This window comes from Streptococcus sp. k-402 (assembly GCF_013277515.1).
Taxonomy (GTDB): Bacteria; Bacillota; Bacilli; order Lactobacillales; family Streptococcaceae; genus Streptococcus.
Window position 1 is genome coordinate 1 of record NZ_VMNB01000013.1, and the last position, 18540, is coordinate 18540.

Annotated in this window: 17 protein-coding genes and 2 pseudogenes; 17 read left to right on the top strand and 2 right to left on the bottom strand. The window is 40.9% G+C overall.

The genetic code is table 11. The features are described from left to right. Window positions 1-664 precede the first annotated feature (664 nt). The 17 genes and pseudogenes from HT724_RS08740 (at window position 665) to HT724_RS08820 (ending at window position 16116) form a co-directional block, all read left to right on the top strand. Window positions 665-1381: a YebC/PmpR family DNA-binding transcriptional regulator gene (locus HT724_RS08740; protein WP_000532883.1), complete on the top strand. Its 717-nt coding sequence runs from the start codon at window positions 665-667 to the stop codon at window positions 1379-1381. A gap of 176 nt (window positions 1382-1557) precedes the next feature. Then, a complete protein-coding gene (locus HT724_RS08745) occupies window positions 1558-2028 on the top strand; it encodes a MarR family winged helix-turn-helix transcriptional regulator (RefSeq protein WP_173276289.1) in 471 nt (156 codons plus the stop codon). After that, a pseudogene (locus HT724_RS08755) lies at window positions 2003-3772 on the top strand (ABC transporter ATP-binding protein). The gene HT724_RS08745 and the pseudogene HT724_RS08755 overlap by 26 nt, the downstream one beginning before the upstream one ends. Further along, window positions 3762-5522 (top strand): ABC transporter ATP-binding protein, encoded by a 1761-nt coding sequence (locus HT724_RS08760; protein ID WP_173276292.1) that lies wholly within the window; start codon window positions 3762-3764, stop codon window positions 5520-5522. The pseudogene HT724_RS08755 and the gene HT724_RS08760 overlap by 11 nt, the downstream one beginning before the upstream one ends. A gap of 95 nt (window positions 5523-5617) precedes the next feature. Further along, window positions 5618-6121: a phosphatase PAP2 family protein gene (locus tag HT724_RS08765; RefSeq protein WP_173276293.1), complete on the top strand. Its 504-nt coding sequence runs from the start codon at window positions 5618-5620 to the stop codon at window positions 6119-6121. A gap of 219 nt (window positions 6122-6340) precedes the next feature. Next, window positions 6341-6787, top strand: a complete 447-nt coding sequence (locus tag HT724_RS08770) for a LytTR family DNA-binding domain-containing protein (RefSeq protein ID WP_173276294.1) — start codon at window positions 6341-6343, stop codon at window positions 6785-6787. 4 nt (window positions 6788-6791) lie between these two features. Further along, window positions 6792-7466: a hypothetical protein gene (locus HT724_RS08775; protein WP_057488297.1), complete on the top strand. Its 675-nt coding sequence runs from the start codon at window positions 6792-6794 to the stop codon at window positions 7464-7466. A gap of 105 nt (window positions 7467-7571) precedes the next feature. Further along, a complete protein-coding gene (gene rpmB / locus HT724_RS08780; protein WP_001140948.1) occupies window positions 7572-7760 on the top strand; it encodes a 50S ribosomal protein L28 in 189 nt (62 codons plus the stop codon). Between the two features lie 147 nt (window positions 7761-7907). Continuing rightward, entirely contained in the window at window positions 7908-8273 is a 366-nt protein-coding gene (locus HT724_RS08785) for an Asp23/Gls24 family envelope stress response protein (RefSeq protein WP_077804357.1), read from the top strand. Window positions 8274-8275: 2 nt separating this feature from the next. Beyond that, the gene (locus HT724_RS08790; protein WP_173276295.1) at window positions 8276-9943 is read left to right on the top strand and encodes a DAK2 domain-containing protein; all 1668 of its coding nucleotides are present in this window, start codon (window positions 8276-8278) and stop codon (window positions 9941-9943) included. Window positions 9944-10143: 200 nt separating this feature from the next. Continuing rightward, window positions 10144-11844, top strand: a complete 1701-nt coding sequence (locus HT724_RS08795) for an acetolactate synthase large subunit (protein WP_000411738.1) — start codon at window positions 10144-10146, stop codon at window positions 11842-11844. After that, window positions 11837-12313 (top strand): acetolactate synthase small subunit, encoded by a 477-nt coding sequence (gene ilvN, locus HT724_RS08800; RefSeq protein ID WP_001253803.1) that lies wholly within the window; start codon window positions 11837-11839, stop codon window positions 12311-12313. Before HT724_RS08795 ends, ilvN begins: the two co-directional genes overlap by 8 nt. A 65-nt stretch (window positions 12314-12378) precedes the next feature. Next, a complete protein-coding gene (ilvC, locus tag HT724_RS08805) occupies window positions 12379-13401 on the top strand; it encodes a ketol-acid reductoisomerase (protein ID WP_000290683.1) in 1023 nt (340 codons plus the stop codon). An 83-nt stretch (window positions 13402-13484) separates the two neighbouring features. Then, window positions 13485-13841, top strand: a complete 357-nt coding sequence (locus HT724_RS08810) for a ketol-acid reductoisomerase (RefSeq protein WP_173276296.1) — start codon at window positions 13485-13487, stop codon at window positions 13839-13841. Between the two features lie 50 nt (window positions 13842-13891). Next, window positions 13892-15142 carry a threonine ammonia-lyase IlvA gene (gene ilvA / locus HT724_RS08815; RefSeq protein WP_050242204.1) on the top strand — a complete coding sequence of 417 codons (1251 nt, stop codon included), beginning with the start codon at window positions 13892-13894 and terminating at the stop codon, window positions 15140-15142. A 538-nt stretch (window positions 15143-15680) separates the two neighbouring features. Then, a pseudogene (locus tag HT724_RS10330) lies at window positions 15681-15794 on the top strand (SPFH domain-containing protein); the annotation flags it as partial. 106 nt (window positions 15795-15900) lie between these two features. Beyond that, the gene (locus HT724_RS08820; RefSeq protein WP_001130036.1) at window positions 15901-16116 is read left to right on the top strand and encodes a hypothetical protein; all 216 of its coding nucleotides are present in this window, start codon (window positions 15901-15903) and stop codon (window positions 16114-16116) included. Between the two features lie 106 nt (window positions 16117-16222). On the opposite strand, the gene HT724_RS08825 is transcribed toward HT724_RS08820, so the two are convergent. Continuing rightward, the gene (locus HT724_RS08825) at window positions 16223-16963 is read right to left on the bottom strand and encodes an amino acid ABC transporter ATP-binding protein (RefSeq protein ID WP_050154979.1); all 741 of its coding nucleotides are present in this window, start codon (window positions 16961-16963) and stop codon (window positions 16223-16225) included. Continuing rightward, on the bottom strand, window positions 16963-18528 hold the full coding sequence (locus HT724_RS08830; RefSeq protein WP_173276297.1) for an ABC transporter substrate-binding protein/permease: 1566 nt from the start codon (window positions 18526-18528) through the stop codon (window positions 16963-16965). Before HT724_RS08830 ends, HT724_RS08825 begins: the two co-directional genes overlap by 1 nt. Window positions 18529-18540: the final 12 nt, after the last annotated feature.

The window sequence follows — 18540 nt, forward strand, 5'->3', positions numbered from 1 at the left end:
ATGTTTGCGACAAAAAGAGGCGATGATCTCTCTGTGAATATCTGAAAGTTTATCTCTTGCCTAGCGCGATTTCCATTGGAGTATGCTTGTGATGTTAAAATGAGTCTATCAAACAGGGGCTGTAAGAAAAAGTAAAAAGGGTAGTGAAATTCCTTGCTATACAGGGAGTTAGCTACCTTTTGCTTGTTTTAGAAGTTCCGTTGTACTAGTCTAACTTCAGTATCATGTGAAATCAAAAAGAGCATAGATTTCTGTTTCAGGAACACATAAATTATGGTTTTGTTTAGAAACTCTTCTATTGATTTCTTAGAATACAATAGCGCCTATAAGAACTGTTGGATTTCAAAGTATTTACTTGAACTATGATATGTCTGGAGTAGACTGTCAACAAAAGGTGCAGTATAATGGTTTTTATCGCTTATATCTACAAACTCTAAACAGTAGTTTGAGCGGACTTTGTCAAACTTGGCTGAAACTTTCTATTTGTAGATAATGGTCTAGTTTGTTTTTTGAATGTTGATAAGGATGGAAAGGCAAGGTCATCTTGGCAACAAAAGTGCTCTCCTAGCTGTATTTGCTAAATAAAATCCATTTCCTCTAGTGAAAATCGAAAAAACTTGTGTTATAATAAGAAAGATTAAAATGTGAAAAAAGGAGATTCCTAATGGGACGTAAATGGGCCAATATCGTAGCCAAGAAAACGGCTAAAGATGGAGCTAACTCTAAAGTATATGCAAAATTTGGTGTAGAAATCTATGTAGCAGCTAAAAAAGGTGATCCAGATCCAGAATCAAACTCAGCTTTGAAATTCGTTATCGACCGTGCCAAACAAGCCCAAGTGCCAAAACACGTTATCGATAAAGCTTTGGACAAGGCTAAAGGAAACACAGACGAAACCTTTACAGAAGGACGTTACGAAGGTTTTGGACCAAATGGTTCTATGCTGATTGTTGATACTTTGACTTCAAACGTTAACCGTACAGCGGCCAATGTCCGTGCAGCCTTTGGTAAAAACGGCGGGAACATGGGCGCTTCAGGTTCGGTTTCATACCTCTTTGACAACAAGGGAGTTATCGTATTTGCAGGTGAAGATGCCGATGCAGTCTTTGAGCAATTGCTTGAAGCAGATGTGGATGTGGACGATGTAGAAGCAGAAGAAGGTACAATCACAGTTTATACAGCTCCAACTGACCTTCACAAGGCTATCGTTGCCCTTCGTGAGTCAGGTGTCGAAGAATTCCAAGTGACTGAATTGGAAATGATTCCTCAGTCAGAAGTGGAATTGTCAGGCGATGACCTTGAAACCTTTGAAAAACTTTACAGTGTCCTTGAAGACGACGAAGACGTACAAAAAATCTACACAAATGTAGACGGGTTCTAATTTAACCTAGAGAACATGATCCTAAGTGAAAAAATCACTTGGGATTTTTTGAATCAAGAAAATAGTTCTCTAGGAAACTTTTTCTTGACATCTCTTTTTAAAGTGGTAAAATAGTTCTCATGGAAACTTATTTAGTTCCTAGGAGAACTAAATGTGATAGTTAGAAAGGAATTAGTATGGATAAACCCATGTTGGTCTTTAAGCGTTTTGGTCATCAGATTCACCTGATGGTGCAAAAGGAAGCCAAAAGTTGTGGTATTGAATTTATGGGTGGGCCTCAAGGTCAGGTTGTGCGTTTTTTGGATCATTGTGAACAAAAAGAGGAACTGGTCCTGATTAAGGATATCGAGCAGGAACTCAATATTACCAAGTCTGTTGCTAGTAATTTGGTCAAGCGTATGGTGCAAAATGGTTTGGTGGAATTGGAGGCGAGTCCTAGCGATAAGCGGGCAAAATTTGTTCGTTTGACGGACAAAGCACGTTCTCAGATGCAACAGGTTAAGGCTTTTTTTGAACGGATAGACAAGCAGTTGATGGAAGACATTGATGAAGATGAATTACTGATTTTTGAGAAAGTTCTCGGTCAACTACAGGCAAATATCAAGGGAATAGGAGGAGAGAATGAAGAAATTAGCCAAACGAATTAGTAGAAAAGAATGGGGGATGATTTTACTAGCCATTCTCTTTACTTGCTTTTCGGTCTATCTGGAGTTGGAAGTGCCGACCTATATCTCGAAAATTACGGATTTGCTAGGTAGTCAAGGAACTAATTTAGATGAGTTGTGGCAGCCAGCAAGCATGATGGTGGGAATGTCCTTTCTTGCCTTCTTGTCCGTAGTTGCAGTTGGATTTTTTGCATCCCGAGTGGCGGCTTCTTATACTAGTAGGCTGAGAAGTGATATTTTTAACCGAGTTTTGGATTACTCGCAGACAGAGATTAAGAAATTCTCTATTCCCAGTCTCTTGACGCGTACTACCAATGACATTACTCAAGTTCAAATGTTGATTACCATGGGCTTGCAAGTGGTAACGCGTGGTCCAATTATGGCTATCTGGGCTATTGGGAAGATTTTAGGCCATTCATAATACTGGCTCTGGGCCGTACTTGTGGCAGTGATTGTCAACGTCCTGATGACGACTGTTTTGATGACGCTAGCCTTTCCAAAACAGTCCTTGATTCAGGGGCTGACAGATAAATTGAACAGTATCACTCGTGAGAGTTTAACAGGTATTCGTGTCGTTCGCGCCTACAATGCTGAAGAATACCAAAATGAAAAATTTGCAGCAGCAAATGATGAATTGACACGCTTGAATTTGTTTGTCAACCGTCTTATGGCTATTTTGAATCCTATCATGATGGGGATTTCAAGTGGTTTGAGTGTGGCGATTTACTGGATTGGGGCTTATGTGATTAACGACGCTGCTCCGATAGCGCGTCTGCCTCTCTTTAGTGACATGATTGTTTTCATGTCTTATGCCATGCAGGTTGTCATGGGCTTCCTTCTCATGGGAGCACTCTTCATCGTTCTTCCCCGAACTATGGTCTCTGCTAAGCGGATCAACCAGGTTTTAGATCTGTATTCTTCTATCCACAACCCTGCTCAAGTGCAGCTGGCTGATGAAAAGCTCAAAGGTCAGGTCGAATTTAAGGATGTGACCTTCCGCTATGCGGCAAATTCGGAGGCAGTTATTGAGCATGTTAGCTTTAAAGCAGAAGCTGGCCAAACAGTGGCCTTTATCGGCTCAACGGGTTCTGGTAAATCAACTCTGGTCAATCTGATTCCACGTTTCTATGACGTATCAGCAGGAGAAATTCTAGTGGACGGTGTCAATGTTCAAGACTATGACTTGGAAGATTTGCGTAATAAGGTTGGTTATATTCCACAAAAAGCTGTACTTTTTTCTGGGGATGTCAAGGGCAATCTAGACTTTGGACGTAGCCAAGAAACACCGCTTAGTGAACAAGCCATGTGGAAAGCCTTAGAATTGGCCCAGTCTAAGAACTTTATTGAAGACAAGGAAGCGGGCTTAGAGTCAGAAGTAGCCCAAGGAGGAACCAACTTCTCAGGTGGACAAAGACAGCGTCTGGCCATTGCGCGTGCCTTAGCTCGGAAGCCAGAAATCCTCATCTTTGATGACTCCTTCTCAGCCTTGGACTACAAGACAGACCGTGTCCTACGCCAAGAGCTAGCAGAGAAAACCAAGTCTATGACCAAGCTTATCGTTGCACAACGCATTTCAACGATTATGGATGCAGATTTGATTTTGGTCTTGGATCAAGGAAAAGTCGTGGGACAAGGCACCCACAAGGAACTTCTAGCAAATAACGAAGTTTACCAAGAAATCGCCTACTCACAACTATCGAAGGAGGAATTGGAACATGGAAAATAAGAAAATGTCTCTCTGGAAACAGAGTAAACCCTATCTTGCAGGCCTCCAGTTTGCCCTTCTGATAGCCTTTCTAGCAACAATCGGATCCAATATCATTACTGTATATGGGCCAACCCGCATCAAGGAAATGACCAATATCATTGCAAATGGTCTGGGAACTAGTGTGGATGTCGCGGCGGTTGCAGCTATTGGTGGTTTTTTGGCCGTGATTTATGTGATCGGACTTCTATCCAATTATTTGCAGGCCTTTCTGTTTACAACAGCCATTCAACGTTTTTCAGAGCGTTTGAGAAGAGCCATTGCAGAGAAAATCAATAGCCTACCATTGGGATATTTTGATGGACACTCTCAAGGAGATACCTTGTCTCGTGTAACCAATGATGTTGACACTGCAGCCCAGTCCCTCAATCAAAGTCTGGGAACAGTTCTTTCATCTAGTTTACTGGTCGTGGCAGTCTTGGTAACCATGTTTGGGATGAACTGGATTTTAGCCTTGGTGACGGTTGTGTCAACTCTTATCGGTTTTGCTTTCGTGTCCGTCTTTATGGGCAAATCGCAAGGTTTCTTTAAGAGTCAGCAACAGGATTTGGCGGCTGTAAATGGCTATGTGGAGGAAATGTACTCTGGCCATAATGTGGTGACCAGTTACAATGCTATTGAGAGCATCAAAGAAGAATTTGCGACATTAAATCATCGTCTGTATGACAGCATCTGGAAATCTCAGTTTATTTCAGGGATTATGATGCCGATTATGATGTTTATTGGGAACTTTAGCTATGCCCTAGTGATTATCGTTGGTGCAGCCTTGGCCTTGAATGGGAAGATTAGTATCGGGATTATCGTTGCCTTTATGGCCTACGTTCGTATCTTTTCTCAGCCCCTTTCTCAAATTGCTCAAGGTATTACTAGTTTGCAGCAGGCTAGCGCAGCCATGGGGCGTGTCTTCGAATTTCTAGCTGAAGAGGAAATGGAAGATGAATCCCATAAAGAAAGACAATTGAGCGATATGAAAGGTCAAGTGGTCTTTGATCGAGTTTCCTTTGGCTACACACCAGAGCGAACCATTATTCATGATTTTTCTGCGACTGCTCATGCAGGTCAAAAGGTTGCCATTGTCGGACCGACAGGAGCTGGTAAGACAACCATTGTCAATCTTTTGATGAAGTTCTATGAGATCGATAAGGGAAGTATCCGCATCGATGGCGTGGATACCAAGGAGATGAAGCGTTCGGAAGTGCACGATGCTTTTTCAATGGTCTTGCAGGATACTTGGCTCTTTGAAGGAACCATTCGCGACAATCTTATCTATAACCAAGAGGGTATTAGTGATGAGCGCGTGATTGAAGCCAGCAAGTCTGTAGGAATTCACCACTTTATCATGACCCTACCAGATGGTTATGATACCGTCTTGGACGACACGGTGACCTTGTCTGTCGGACAAAAACAACTCTTGACTATCGCTCGTGCTTTGCTGAAAGATGCACCACTCTTGATTTTGGATGAGGCGACTTCTTCTGTTGATACTCGGACGGAGGAATTGATTCAGAAAGCTATGGATCGTTTGATGGATGGCAGAACTTCCTTTGTCATCGCCCACCGCTTGTCAACTATCCGAAATGCTGACTTGATCCTTGTCATGAAAGATGGCAATATCATTGAGCAAGGCAATCATGATGAGTTGATGGCACAAGGAGGCTTCTACGCTGACCTCTACAACAGTCAATTTACAGAAGACGAAGCAGAAGAATAAATCGAAAGAAGGCTTGACGGCCTTCTTTTTCTGCACTATACTAGAAGACAAGTGCTTCCCTATAAGCAAAATTTGAGTAAGTGATGAGAAAATATATGAAAAATTATCAAGAATGGTATGACCACATTGCTGGTAACATTGAAAATAAGCCCTTTCTTCTGAGCTTGTTAAGAACTTTCAATCGGTTCATGACAGTAGTTATGCCTATAGTTTATCTGACCTTGTTAGCAATTATCTATCTCCAACAAGGACTTGGGAAACAGGTCTTGATGTATGTGTTTATCCCTGCATCAGGTTTTGTGATTTTGTCCTTCCTCCGTAAGAAAATCAATGCCCCTAGGCCTTATGAAGTTTGGGAAATTGTCCCGCTACTAGACAGAGATAGTCCTGGTCAGTCTATGCCCAGCCGTCATGTCTTTTCAGCAACCATTATTTCTATGGCTTACTTTCATGCTAGTTTATCTGTAGGGGTTGTTTTGTTAGTCTTGTCAGCCCTCCTCGGACTTGTGCGAGTCCTAGGTGGCGTGCATTATCCCAAGGATGTAGTAGTTGGTTATATTTGTGGTCTTGTGTGGGGTGTGCTTTTCTTTCTATTTTGACCTGTAAGTTAATACTCAATGAAAATCAAAGAGCAAACTAGGAAGCTAGCCGCAAGCTGTACTTGAGTACGGTAAGGCGACGCTGACGTGGTTTGAATTTGATTTTCGAAGAGTATAAGGCGGTCCTAGAACCACTTACGGGTCTAAAGTAACCACTTGCTTTTTTGCTCTTGTTTTCTTATTTTTCCTTTGATATAGTAGAGTCAGAAAGGAGATGGAATGAAGTTACGAATCGAAATTGACAGCAATTTAGAGGAAACTGAAATTGTCATCAAGGCAGCGGCTTTGACAGACGAGATTGCGGAATTACAGCGACTCTTACAAGAGTCCAAGTCTCCTCGGTTGATTTTTTACAAGGGAACAGGTGAATATTATCTGGACTTGTCGGAAATTCTCTTCTTTGAGACGGAAGGTAGCAAGATTTATGCCCATACCCAGAAAGATGCCTACGAGATTCGGCTTAAACTCTATGAGTTAGAGTCTATCCTTCCTCGTTATTTTAGTCGGGTATCCAAGTCGACCATTGCTAATATTCGGCAAGTTTACTCGGTTGACAAGTCCTTTTCAGGAACGGGCACCATTTCCTTTTATCAAACCCACAAGGAGGTTCATGTCTCACGACATTACCAATCCCTCCTAAAAGAAAATCTAAGAAACATGAGGTAAGAACATGAAAAAGAAAGCATTTGGTATTGTTTTATTGGTTTTAGCGGCCTGGATTTTGTTGCAAGGAAATTTTGGCATTCCTTCTTTGGATGGTAAAATATGGCCTTTACTTGGTATTGCATTTTTTGCCTATCAATCAGTTGAAGCTTTGCTTCGTCGTCATCTGACATCAGCAGTTTTTACAACTTTAGTAGCCTTAATGATTGCTAACCACTTTTATGATATTTTACCGATTCCAAATCAGTCATTGTTCTGGGCTAGTATTTTAATCGTAATGGGTGTCAGCGCACTCACTCATTCTAACAGAACTTGGAATGGGAAAAAATGGTGGTATGATGGTGAAAAGACCATTCTTACAGATAAGGAAGTCGCTTTTGGGACTGGGACTTTCTACAAGCAAAACCAAGAATTGGTAGAAGACCAAGTAGAAGTTGGTTTTGGAAATGCCAAGATATATTATGACAATGCAGAGATGTTAGGAGATACTGCAACCCTGAAAGTAGAAGTTGGTTTTGGCAATGCAGTTATCTATGTTCCCCAACACTGGAGAGTTGATTTGAAGGTGGAAACTTTCTGTGGTGTAGCCAAGGCAGATACTTCTCTAGCCCCAACCAGCAAAACCTTGATTATCCGTGGAGATGTGGCTTTTGGGAAATTGGGAGTTGTCTACGTTAAATAAAAAAATCTTCCAATTCCCTTGCAAAAATGAAGAAAGTGTGATAACATAGTACGGTATGTGGTGCTAGCACATCCGCTATATTAGATCTAATAGGAGGAAAACACAATGGCTAAAGTATGTTACTTTACAGGTCGTAAGACTGTATCAGGAAACAACCGTTCACACGCGATGAACCAAACAAAACGTGCCGTAAAACCAAACCTTCAAAAAGTTACTGTTCTTATCGATGGTAAACCTAAAAAAGTTTGGGCTTCAGCTCGTGCTTTGAAATCAGGTAAAGTTGAACGCGTTTAATAATAAAAGTAAAGGAGACCTTAGGGTCTTTTTTCTTTTATTGTGGGTATAAAAAAATAGAGTAAATATCCGCTGATACAGTATTCTGCTTTTACACTTGGGCTGAAATATGATAAAATAGAGTATCAACTAGTTGAGGTAAAAAGGATGACTGTAAAAATTAATACAAAAGATGGTCAAATCGAACTAACAGATGAAGTGATTGCAACTATCGTAGGTGGTGCAACAACTGAGATTTTTGGTGTGGTCGGTATGGCTAGTAAAAAAGCCCTCAAAGATAATTTCCAAGCCCTTCTAGGTAAGGAAAATTATTCCAAAGGTGTTGTTGTAAAGGCAGCCGAAGATGGCAGTATTGCAGTTGATGTATATACCGTGTTGAGCTACGGAACAAAGATTAGCGAAGTGTCAAAAAACATTCAAGAGCGTGTTCGTTTTAGTTTGGAAAACCAACTTGGAATTACTGCTCAGACTGTAAATGTCTACATTCAAAATATCAAAGTTGTAGGAGAATAACCGTGTCAAAAATTACTACTAGCTTATTTCAAGAAATGGTGCAGGCTGCATCAACTCGCTTGAATAAGCAAGCTGAATATGTCAATTCATTAAACGTCTTTCCAGTTCCAGATGGAGATACTGGGACAAATATGGGAATGACCATTGAAAATGGTGCTAAGGAAGTTGCAGACAAGCCAGCTTCTACAGTTGGCGAGGTAGCGAGCATTCTTGCTAAAGGGCTTTTGATGGGTGCGCGTGGGAACTCAGGTGTTATTACGTCTCAGCTTTTCCGTGGATTTTCACAAGCCATCAAGGATAAAGACGAGTTAACAGGTCAAGACTTGGCCCTTGCTTTCCAATCAGGTGTGGAAGTTGCCTATAAGGCAGTTATGAAACCAGTTGAAGGAACGATTTTGACAGTTTCTCGTGGGGCTGCTATCGGTGCTAAGAAAAAAGCTGAGCAAACAGATGACGCTGTTGAAGTCATGCGTGCAGCCTTGGAAGGTGCTAAAACAGCTCTAGCTAAAACGCCAGACATGCTTCCAGTCTTGAAGGAAGTTGGTGTTGTGGACTCAGGTGGTCAAGGATTGGTCTTTATCTACGAAGGTTTCCTTTCAGCCCTTACTGGCGAATATATTGCATCTGAGGACTTTGTAGCCACTCCTGCCAACATGAGTGAGATGATCAATGCGGAGCACCACAAGTCTGTAGCTGGTCACGTAGCGACTGAGGACATTACCTTTGGTTACTGTACTGAAATCATGGTAGCTCTTAAGCAAGGTCCAACCTATGCCAAAGATTTTGATTACGACGAGTTCCGTAACTACTTGAATGAACTTGGGGATTCTCTCCTTGTTGTCAATGATGATGAAATTGTCAAAGTCCATGTCCATACAGAAGATCCAGGACTTGTCATGCAAGAAGGTCTCAAATATGGTAGCTTGGTCAAGGTAAAAGTTGACAATATGCGTAACCAACACGAAGCCCAGGTTGAGAAAGAAGCTGCTCAAGTTAGCAAACCAGCTGAAGAAAAAGAGTATGCTTTGATTGCTGTCGTTGCTGGTAAAGGTTTAGCAGATATCTTCCGTTCTCAAGGCGTGGATTATGTTATTGAAGGCGGTCAAACTATGAACCCTTCAACTGAAGACTTTATCAAGGCTGTTGAACAGGTCAATGCTCGTAACATCATCTTCCTGCCAAACAACAAAAACATCTTCATGGCAGCTCAATCTGCAGCAGAAGTTTTAGAGCAACCAGCAGTAGTGGTAGAGTCTCGTACTTTGCCACAAGGGTTGACAAGTCTTCTTGCCTTTGATTCAAGCAAGTCCATCGAAGAAAACCAAGAGCGTATGACTGCTGCTCTTAGCGATGTTGTTAGCGGAAGCGTCACAACAGCCGTTCGTGATACAACCATCGATGGTTTAGAAATCCATGAAAACGATAACCTTGGTATGGTGGATGGGAAAATTCTTGTTTCAAACCCTGACATGCACCAAACTTTGACTGAAACATTGAAACATATGTTGGATGAAGATAGTGAAATCGTAACTTTCTATGTCGGTGAAGACGGAAGCGAAGAACTTGCCAATGAGATTGCCCAAGAAATCGCAGAAGAATTCGAAGACGTTGAAGTCGAGATTCACCAAGGTCAACAACCAGTTTACCCATACCTATTTAGTGTGGAATAAGATTGATGAAGAACTGAGAAATCAGTTCTTTTTTCTTTTTTAAATAATAAAATCGGTATCTTTTTAATAAAAATAAAAATAACATTCATAAATAAACGTTAAAATAGAAAATTCAGAAAATTGCTTCTTTTCTCTTGAAAAATTTTGAAAAAATGGTATGATAGTAACAAGTTATTTTTAAGAGGAAAGAAAGGGGAACAATGGAGAAAATCAGTTTAGAATCTCCTAAGACGGGGTCAGACCTAGTTTTGGAAACACTTCGTGATTTAGGAATTGATACCATCTTTGGTTATCCTGGTGGTGCAGTCTTGCCTTTTTATGATGCGATATATAATTTTAAAGGCATTCGCCACATTCTAGGACGCCATGAGCAAGGTTGTCTGCATGAAGCTGAAGGTTATGCCAAATCAACTGGAAAGTTGGGTGTTGCCGTCGTCACTAGCGGACCGGGAGCAACAAATGCCATTACAGGGATTGCGGATGCCATGAGCGATAGCGTTCCCCTTTTGGTCTTTACAGGTCAGGTGGCGCGAGCAGGTATTGGGAAAGATGCCTTTCAGGAGGCAGACATTGTGGGAATTACCATGCCAATCACTAAGTACAATTACCAAGTTCGTGAGACAGCTGATATCCCTCGAATCATTACGGAAGCTGTCCATATCGCAACTACAGGTCGCCCAGGGCCAGTCGTAATTGACCTACCTAAAGATGTATCTGCTTTAGAAACGGACTTCATCTATTCACCAGAAGTGAACCTCCCAAGCTATCAGCCAACTCTTGAGCCAAATGATATGCAAATCAAGAAAATTTTGAAGCAATTATCCAAGGCTAAAAAGCCAGTCTTGCTAGCTGGTGGTGGGATTAGTTATGCTGAAGCAGCTACAGAATTAAATGAATTTGCAGAACGCTATCAGATTCCAGTGGTAACCAGCCTTTTAGGACAAGGAACGATTGCAACGAGTCACCCACTCTTCCTTGGAATGGGAGGCATGCATGGGTCATTCGCAGCTAATATTGCCATGACAGAAGCTGATTTTATGATTAGTATTGGTTGCCGTTTTGATGACCGTTTGACAGGAAATCCTAAGACCTTCGCTAAGAATGCCAAGGTTGCTCACATTGATATTGACCCAGCTGAGATTGGCAAGATTATCAGTGCAGATATTCCTGTAGTTGGAGATGCTAAGAAGGCCTTGCAAATGTTGCTGGCAGAACCAACAGTTCATAACAATACTGAGAAATGGATTGAAAAAGTTACTAAAGACAAGAACCGCGTTCGTTCTTATGACAAGAAAGAGCGTGTGGTTCAACCGCAAGCCGTTATTGAACGAATTGGTGAATTGACGAATGGAGATGCCATTGTGGTAACAGACGTTGGTCAACACCAAATGTGGACAGCCCAGTATTATCCATATCAAAATGAACGTCAGTTAGTGACTTCAGGTGGTTTAGGGACCATGGGATTTGGAATTCCAGCAGCAATTGGAGCTAAAATTGCTAACCCAGATAAGGAAGTAGTCTTGTTTGTTGGGGATGGCGGTTTCCAAATGACTAACCAGGAATTGGCTATTTTGAACATTTACAAGGTGCCAATCAAGGTGGTTATGCTGAACAACCACTCACTCGGAATGGTTCGCCAGTGGCAGGAATCCTTCTATGAAGGTAGAACATCAGAGTCAGTCTTTGACACCCTTCCTGATTTCCAATTGATGGCACAAGCTTATGGCATTAAAAACTATAAGTTTGACAATCCTGAGACCTTGGCTCAAGACCTTGAAGTCATCACTGAGAATGTTCCTATGCTAATCGAGGTAGATATTTCTCGTAAGGAACAGGTGTTACCAATGGTACCAGCTGGTAAGAGTAATCATGAGATGTTGGGGGTGAAGTTCCATGCGTAGAATGTTAACAGCAAAACTACAAAATCGTTCAGGAGTCCTCAATCGCTTTACAGGTGTCCTATCTCGTCGTCAGGTTAATATCGAAAGCATCTCTGTTGGAGCAACAGAAGATCCGAATGTATCGCGTATCACCATTATTATTGATGTGGCTTCACATGATGAAGTGGAGCAAATCATCAAGCAACTCAATCGTCAGATTGATGTGATTCGCATTCGTGATATTACAGACAAGCCTCATTTGGAGCGCGAGGTGATTTTGGTTAAGATGTCAGCGCCAGCTGAGAAGCGAGCTGAGATTCTAGCAATTATTCAACCTTTCCGTGCAACAGTGGTAGACGTAGCGCCAAGCTCGATTACCATTCAGATGACAGGAAATGCTGAAAAGAGTGAAGCTTTATTGCGAGTCATTCGACCATACGGTATTCGCAATATCGCTCGAACGGGTGCAACTGGATTTACCCGCGATTAAAAATCTAACTTAAATTTGTTAAACCAGCCTAAAAGGCAATAAATAATAGAAAAGAGAGAAAAACTATGGCAGTTCAAATGGAATACGAAAAAGATGTTAAAGTAGCAGCACTTGACGGTAAAAAAATTGCCGTTATCGGTTATGGTTCACAAGGACATGCGCATGCTCAAAACTTGCGTGACTCAGGTCGCGATGTCATCATCGGTGTACGTCCAGGTAAATCTTTTGATAAAGCAAAAGAAGATGGATTTGACACTTACACAGTAGCAGAAGCTACTAAATTGGCTGACGTTATCATGATTTTGGCACCAGACGAAATCCAACAAGAATTGTACGAAGCAGAAATCGCTCCAAACTTGGAAGCTGGAAACGCAGTTGGATTTGCTCATGGTTTCAACATCCACTTTGAATTTATCAAAGTTCCTGCGGATGTGGATGTCTTTATGTGTGCTCCTAAAGGACCAGGACACTTGGTACGTCGTACTTATGAAGAAGGATTTGGTGTTCCAGCTCTTTACGCAGTATACCAAGATGCAACAGGAAATGCAAAAAACATTGCTATGGACTGGTGTAAAGGTGTTGGAGCAGCTCGTGTAGGTCTTCTTGAAACAACATATAAAGAAGAAACTGAAGAAGATTTGTTTGGTGAACAAGCTGTACTTTGTGGTGGTTTGACTGCCCTTATCGAAGCAGGTTTCGAAGTCTTGACAGAAGCAGGTTACGCTCCAGAATTGGCTTACTTTGAAGTTCTTCACGAAATGAAATTGATCGTTGACTTGATCTACGAAGGTGGATTCAAGAAAATGCGTCAATCTATTTCAAACACTGCTGAATACGGTGACTATGTATCAGGTCCACGTGTAATCACTGAACAAGTTAAAGAAAATATGAAGGCTGTCTTGGCAGACATCCAAAATGGTAAATTTGCAAATGACTTTGTAAATGACTATAAAGCTGGACGTCCAAAATTGACTGCTTACCGTGAACAAGCAGCGAACCTTGAAATTGAAAAAGTTGGTGCAGAATTGCGTAAAGCAATGCCATTCGTTGGTAAAAACGACGATGATGCATTCAAAATCTATAACTAATTAGAAAGCAAAGAATTTTGCTAAAATAGTAGCTTCAGCTATTCGTGGGATATTAGATGTACTTATTTAGGAGTTGAAATCATATGAATATTACCAATTTGTTTTCTATCCAGACAGGATGTGATGAAACTGATAGGCAACTGCAAAAACTATTTTTTCAGTTGGATTTACAATTGGGAGAATTGACAGATCAACTAAGAAAATTAGATTCTAATTTTGTTCCTCGTAGTCAATTTGTAGACACGTTAGATTTGAATGATGTAGAACATAAAGAAATTTTAAACTATTTTATCTTCCATCGTAATGATAGTGAAGAAAGTTTGGCAGAATGGTTATATGATTGGATTTCTACAAATCGTTATGAACTTCCTAAAGAGTTTTCGATTCGTATGGCTCATAAATATCATGAAAGTGTTGCTGAAGTTTTTGGAGATGAATAACTAAAAAAACAGTCATTAGTGACTGTTTTTTATAGAAAAAGAGGTTTTATATGTTAAGTTCAAAAGATATTATCAAGGCTCACAAGGTCTTGAACGGTGTGGTTGTGAATACACCGCTTGATTATGACCATTATTTATCGGAGAAGTATGGTGCTAAGATTTATTTGAAAAAAGAAAATGCCCAACGTGTTCGTTCTTTTAAAATTCGTGGTGCTTATTATGCCATTTCCCAACTCAGCAAGGAAGAGCGTGAACGTGGAGTAGTTTGCGCTTCTGCGGGAAATCATGCGCAGGGAGTTGCCTATACTTGTAATGAGATGAAAATTCCTGCTACTATCTTTATGCCCATTACTACTCCGCAACAAAAAATTGGTCAAGTTCGCTTTTTTGGTGGGGATTTCGTGACCATTAAACTAGTTGGAGATACCTTTGATGCTTCAGCTAAAGCAGCTCAAGAATTTACAGTCTCTGAAAACCGTACCTTTATTGATCCTTTTGATGATGCTCATGTCCAGGCAGGTCAAGGAACAGTTGCTTATGAGATTTTAGAAGAAGCTCGAAAAGAATCGATTGATTTTGATGCTGTCTTGGTTCCTGTTGGTGGTGGAGGTCTCATTGCCGGAGTTTCTACTTATATCAAAGAAACAAATCCAGAGATTGAAGTCATTGGGGTAGAGGCGAATGGAGCGCGTTCCATGAAGGCTGCCTTTGAAGCTGGTGGGCCTGTTAAGCTCAAGGAAATTGACAAATTTGCGGATGGGATTGCTGTGCAAAAGGTAGGACAGTTGACCTATGAGGCAACTCGTCAACATGTTCAAACTTTGGTAGGTGTCGATGAAGGATTGATTTCTGAAACCTTGATTGACCTCTACTCTAAGCAAGGGATTGTTGCAGAACCTGCTGGAGCGGCTAGTATTGCTTCTTTAGAAGTTTTAGCTGAATATATCAAGGGGAAAACCATTTGTTGTATCATTTCTGGAGGAAATAATGATATCAACCGTATGCCAGAAATGGAAGAGCGTGCCTTGATTTATGATGGGATCAAGCATTACTTTGTGGTCAATTTTCCACAGCGTCCAGGAGCTTTGCGTGAGTTTGTAAATGATATCCTGGGGCCAAATGATGATATCACACGATTTGAGTATATCAAACGAGCTAGCAAGGGAACAGGCCCAGTATTAATTGGGATCGCTTTAGCAGATAAGCATGATTATGCAGGTTTGATCCGTAGAATGGAAGGTTTTGATCCGGCTTATATTAACTTAAATGGGAATGAAACGCTTTATAATATGCTTGTCTGAGGACTAATAAAAAAATATCATATTATTTGCACAACTGATGTATAGGTGCTATAATGAAGATGAAGAAAGGGGGCGATTCCTATGGTTTTAGGAAGCTTATCGTGCAATTCTTACTTCTGCTCATTATAGCACTTATGATGTTTGGCTCAGATTTCCATCCTTCATTTTGATTTCCCATCTATTTTGAAAAGTAAACTCACACGGTCTTTAAGATGTGATTTGATTTCTTTTTATTGACAAATATACCATATTAAAAGGATATATGAGCAACTGACTGAGCTTATCTGTCTTGTCATCTTTATTAAGGATGGTTTAGAGAATCGGGTGTCTGCTTCTAGGCTAGCACCTCAATATCCAAATGCGTGATGAGTTTGAATAATATAAGGAATAACTATCTATCAGATGATTTCTTGAGGAAGAAAGATAGGAGTTTTTGAGCTAGTGAAGGCTTTGATTTCTAAAGGTTAGGGCTGTCATCTTCAGTTCTTAAATCGAAGAAATAAGCTATCTTACGGAAATAGGGAAGCATTTTTTTAAGAGCTTGAATAATTTTGCACCTCAAGAGGGTAATAATACAATATTTTTATTAGCAAATATTTATGGTGTAGAGGCTAGCAAAACCTATATATTATCGGCTTTAAAAAGGAAGTAAGAAAATTCTGAACTAATTATTTTTGTTGAATATATGTTTTTTTATTGACAAAAGTAGTAAAAACGTATACAATTAAATATTGTAAAGAAGAAAATAGGAGAAAAACATGGCTAAGTCAAACTTTGAAAAAGTAGAATCAGTTGTTGGCTGGGTTCGTGATAAGAAAATCACAGGCTACCGTATCTCTAAAGAAACGAATGCGCGTGAAATGTCTATCATTGCTCTGGCGCAGGGTCGTGCAAAAGTAAAAAATATTTCATTTGAAACAGCCCTAGGCCTAATTGATTTCTATGAAAAAAATCATGAAAAATTTGAAGATTAATCTTTGGATAACGGCGGATTCTTGACCCTCAAGTAGTAGAGATAGAGAATCTGCCTTTTCATTTTGAACAGCAAAAAGACTGCATGGTTGATGCAGCCTTTTCTTTTTATTTGAGATAGCGTTGAAGGAATTCTTTTGTACGGTCTTCTTTAGGATTAGTGAAGAGGTCTTCTGGTTTACCTTCTTCAGCAATCACACCCTTATCCATAAAGATAACACGGTGAGAGACATCACGGGCGAATTCCATCTCGTGAGTTACGACAATCATAGTCAAGCCTTCCTGAGCCAGATCTTGCATGATTTTGAGGACCTCTCCAACCATTTCTGGATCGAGAGCTGATGTTGGTTCATCAAAGAGAATAGCGTCAGGATTCATGGAGAGGGCGCGAGCGATGGCCACACGTTGTTTTTGACCACCTGAGAGTTGTTTTGGTTTCGCTTGCCAGTAGCGTTCTCCCATGCCGACTTTTTCTAGGTTTTCTTTGGCAATTTTTTCAGCTTCTGTGCGTTCGCGTTTAAGGACTGTTGTCTGAGCGACGATTGTGTTTTCGAGAACGTTAAGATTTTCAAAGAGGTTAAAGGATTGGAACACCATCCCTAGTTTTTCACGGTATTTCGTGAGGTCATAGCCTTTTTCGAGGACGTTTTGTCCATGATAAAGGATTTGTCCATCAGTTGGCGTTTCAAGTAGGTTAATGGAGCGTAGGAAGGTTGATTTTCCGCTTCCAGAGCTTCCGATGATAGAGATGACTTCTCCCTTGTGGACAGTCAGAGAAATGTCTTTTAGCACTTCGTTTTGTCCATAGGATTTTTTGAGGTGTTTAATTTCAAGGATTGCTTGTGTCATTATTTCAAATCCTCCGTTTGCATTTGGTTAGCACCTGTAGTATAGGTATCCATGTCCATGCGGCGTTCGATGAAGCGTAGGATACGTGTTACGGTGAAGGTGAGGACAAAGTAAATCACGGCGATGATTGTAAATGTTTGGAAGTATTGATAGGTTTGTGTTGCCACGGTATTTCCTGAGAAATAAAGTTCGACAACAGAGATAACGTTCAATACAGATGTATCTTTGATATTGATGACAAATTCATTACCAGTTGCTGGTAGGATGTTGCGGACAACCTGAGGTAGGACAATCTTACGCATGGTCTGGTTATGGGTCATACCAAGAGCAGTCGCAGCTTCAAATTGTCCCTTGTCAACCGCTAGGATACCACCACGGACGATTTCAGTCATGTAGGCACCGGTATTGATTGAAACGATGAAGATAGCAGCTAGTGTACGGTCAAGGTTGATCCCGAAAGCTTGGGCAGTTCCATAGTAGATAACCATCGATTGAACAATCATTGGTGTACCACGGAAAATTTCGATATATACATTGAGGATCCAGCCGACTAGTTTTTGTAGGCCATAAATGGCTTTATTTTCAGATAGAGGAGCAGTACGGAAGACACCAATGGCAAGTCCAATAATGAGACCGATGATGGTTCCGACGATTGAGATTAAAAGAGTGATACCAGCACCACGCAAAAGTTGTTGCCAGTTTTCAGAAAGAATTTTAGCGACTTGGCTAAAGAAACTACTGCTAGTCTCTTCAGTTGTTGTAGCTTCGGCAGGTTGTTCCTTGATCATACGATCCATCAAGGCAACTTGGTCATCTTTTGAAATGGTTTCGATGCTGGCATTGATTTGGCTAATACGGTTGTCATCTTTACGAAGTCCAATGGCGATAGCTGTATCTTCTTCCCCAGTTTTGAAACCTGGTTCTACTTGGACCATCTTGAACTTAGAGTTCGCAGCTTCAGCAGTCAGAGCTTCTGGGCGTTCAGAAACATAGGCATCGATGACACCAGCCTCAAGAGCTTGGCGCATTTGAGCGAAGTCTCCCATGGCTGTTTCTTTTTTAGCACCTGGGATTTGTGCAATCAAGTCATAAAGGTAGACACCTTGTTGAGAAGTGATTTTTGCACCGTTAAAGTCATCCAAAGATTTAGCATTTGCGTAGGCGGAATCTTTTTTGACTAGTAGAACTGGTTCGCTAGTGTAGTAACTGCTTGAAAAGGCAATTTCTTGTTTGCGCTCAGCAGTAGGACTCATACCCGCGATAATCATGTCAATCTTACCAGAAGTAAGGGCAGGGACTAGACCTTCCCACTTGGTTTTAACAACCAAAGGTTCTTTGCCTAAGTCCTTAGCGATTTTCTTGGCAATTTGGACATCGTATCCGTTAGCATACTGGTTAGTCCCATCGATTTTGACAGCCCCATTGCTATCATCGTCCTGGGTCCAGTTAAAGGGAGCATATGCTGCTTCCATCCCGATGCGTAAATATTCATCGGCTTGAGCAACATTGACAAGTCCCAGCATCAGCAAGAGACTTGTGAAAATAGATAAGTATATTTTTCTCATGATTTCTCCTAT

Bases quoted from the DNA above. Each gene is read 5' to 3' on its own strand.
- HT724_RS08740 (WP_000532883.1), top strand. From the start codon at position 665: ATGGGACGTAAATGGGCCAATATCGTAGCCAAGAAAACGGCTAAAGAT.
- HT724_RS08745 (WP_173276289.1), top strand. From the start codon at position 1,558: ATGGATAAACCCATGTTGGTCTTTAAGCGTTTTGGTCATCAGATTCAC.
- HT724_RS08760 (WP_173276292.1), top strand. From the start codon at position 3,762: ATGGAAAATAAGAAAATGTCTCTCTGGAAACAGAGTAAACCCTATCTT.
- HT724_RS08765 (WP_173276293.1), top strand. From the start codon at position 5,618: ATGAAAAATTATCAAGAATGGTATGACCACATTGCTGGTAACATTGAA.
- HT724_RS08770 (WP_173276294.1), top strand. From the start codon at position 6,341: ATGAAGTTACGAATCGAAATTGACAGCAATTTAGAGGAAACTGAAATT.
- HT724_RS08775 (WP_057488297.1), top strand. From the start codon at position 6,792: ATGAAAAAGAAAGCATTTGGTATTGTTTTATTGGTTTTAGCGGCCTGG.
- rpmB (WP_001140948.1), top strand. From the start codon at position 7,572: ATGGCTAAAGTATGTTACTTTACAGGTCGTAAGACTGTATCAGGAAAC.
- HT724_RS08785 (WP_077804357.1), top strand. From the start codon at position 7,908: ATGACTGTAAAAATTAATACAAAAGATGGTCAAATCGAACTAACAGAT.
- HT724_RS08795 (WP_000411738.1), top strand. From the start codon at position 10,144: ATGGAGAAAATCAGTTTAGAATCTCCTAAGACGGGGTCAGACCTAGTT.
- ilvN (WP_001253803.1), top strand. From the start codon at position 11,837: ATGCGTAGAATGTTAACAGCAAAACTACAAAATCGTTCAGGAGTCCTC.
- ilvC (WP_000290683.1), top strand. From the start codon at position 12,379: ATGGCAGTTCAAATGGAATACGAAAAAGATGTTAAAGTAGCAGCACTT.
- HT724_RS08810 (WP_173276296.1), top strand. From the start codon at position 13,485: ATGAATATTACCAATTTGTTTTCTATCCAGACAGGATGTGATGAAACT.
- ilvA (WP_050242204.1), top strand. From the start codon at position 13,892: ATGTTAAGTTCAAAAGATATTATCAAGGCTCACAAGGTCTTGAACGGT.
- HT724_RS08820 (WP_001130036.1), top strand. From the start codon at position 15,901: ATGGCTAAGTCAAACTTTGAAAAAGTAGAATCAGTTGTTGGCTGGGTT.
- HT724_RS08825 (WP_050154979.1), bottom strand. From the start codon at position 16,963: ATGACACAAGCAATCCTTGAAATTAAACACCTCAAAAAATCCTATGGA.
- HT724_RS08830 (WP_173276297.1), bottom strand. From the start codon at position 18,528: ATGAGAAAAATATACTTATCTATTTTCACAAGTCTCTTGCTGATGCTG.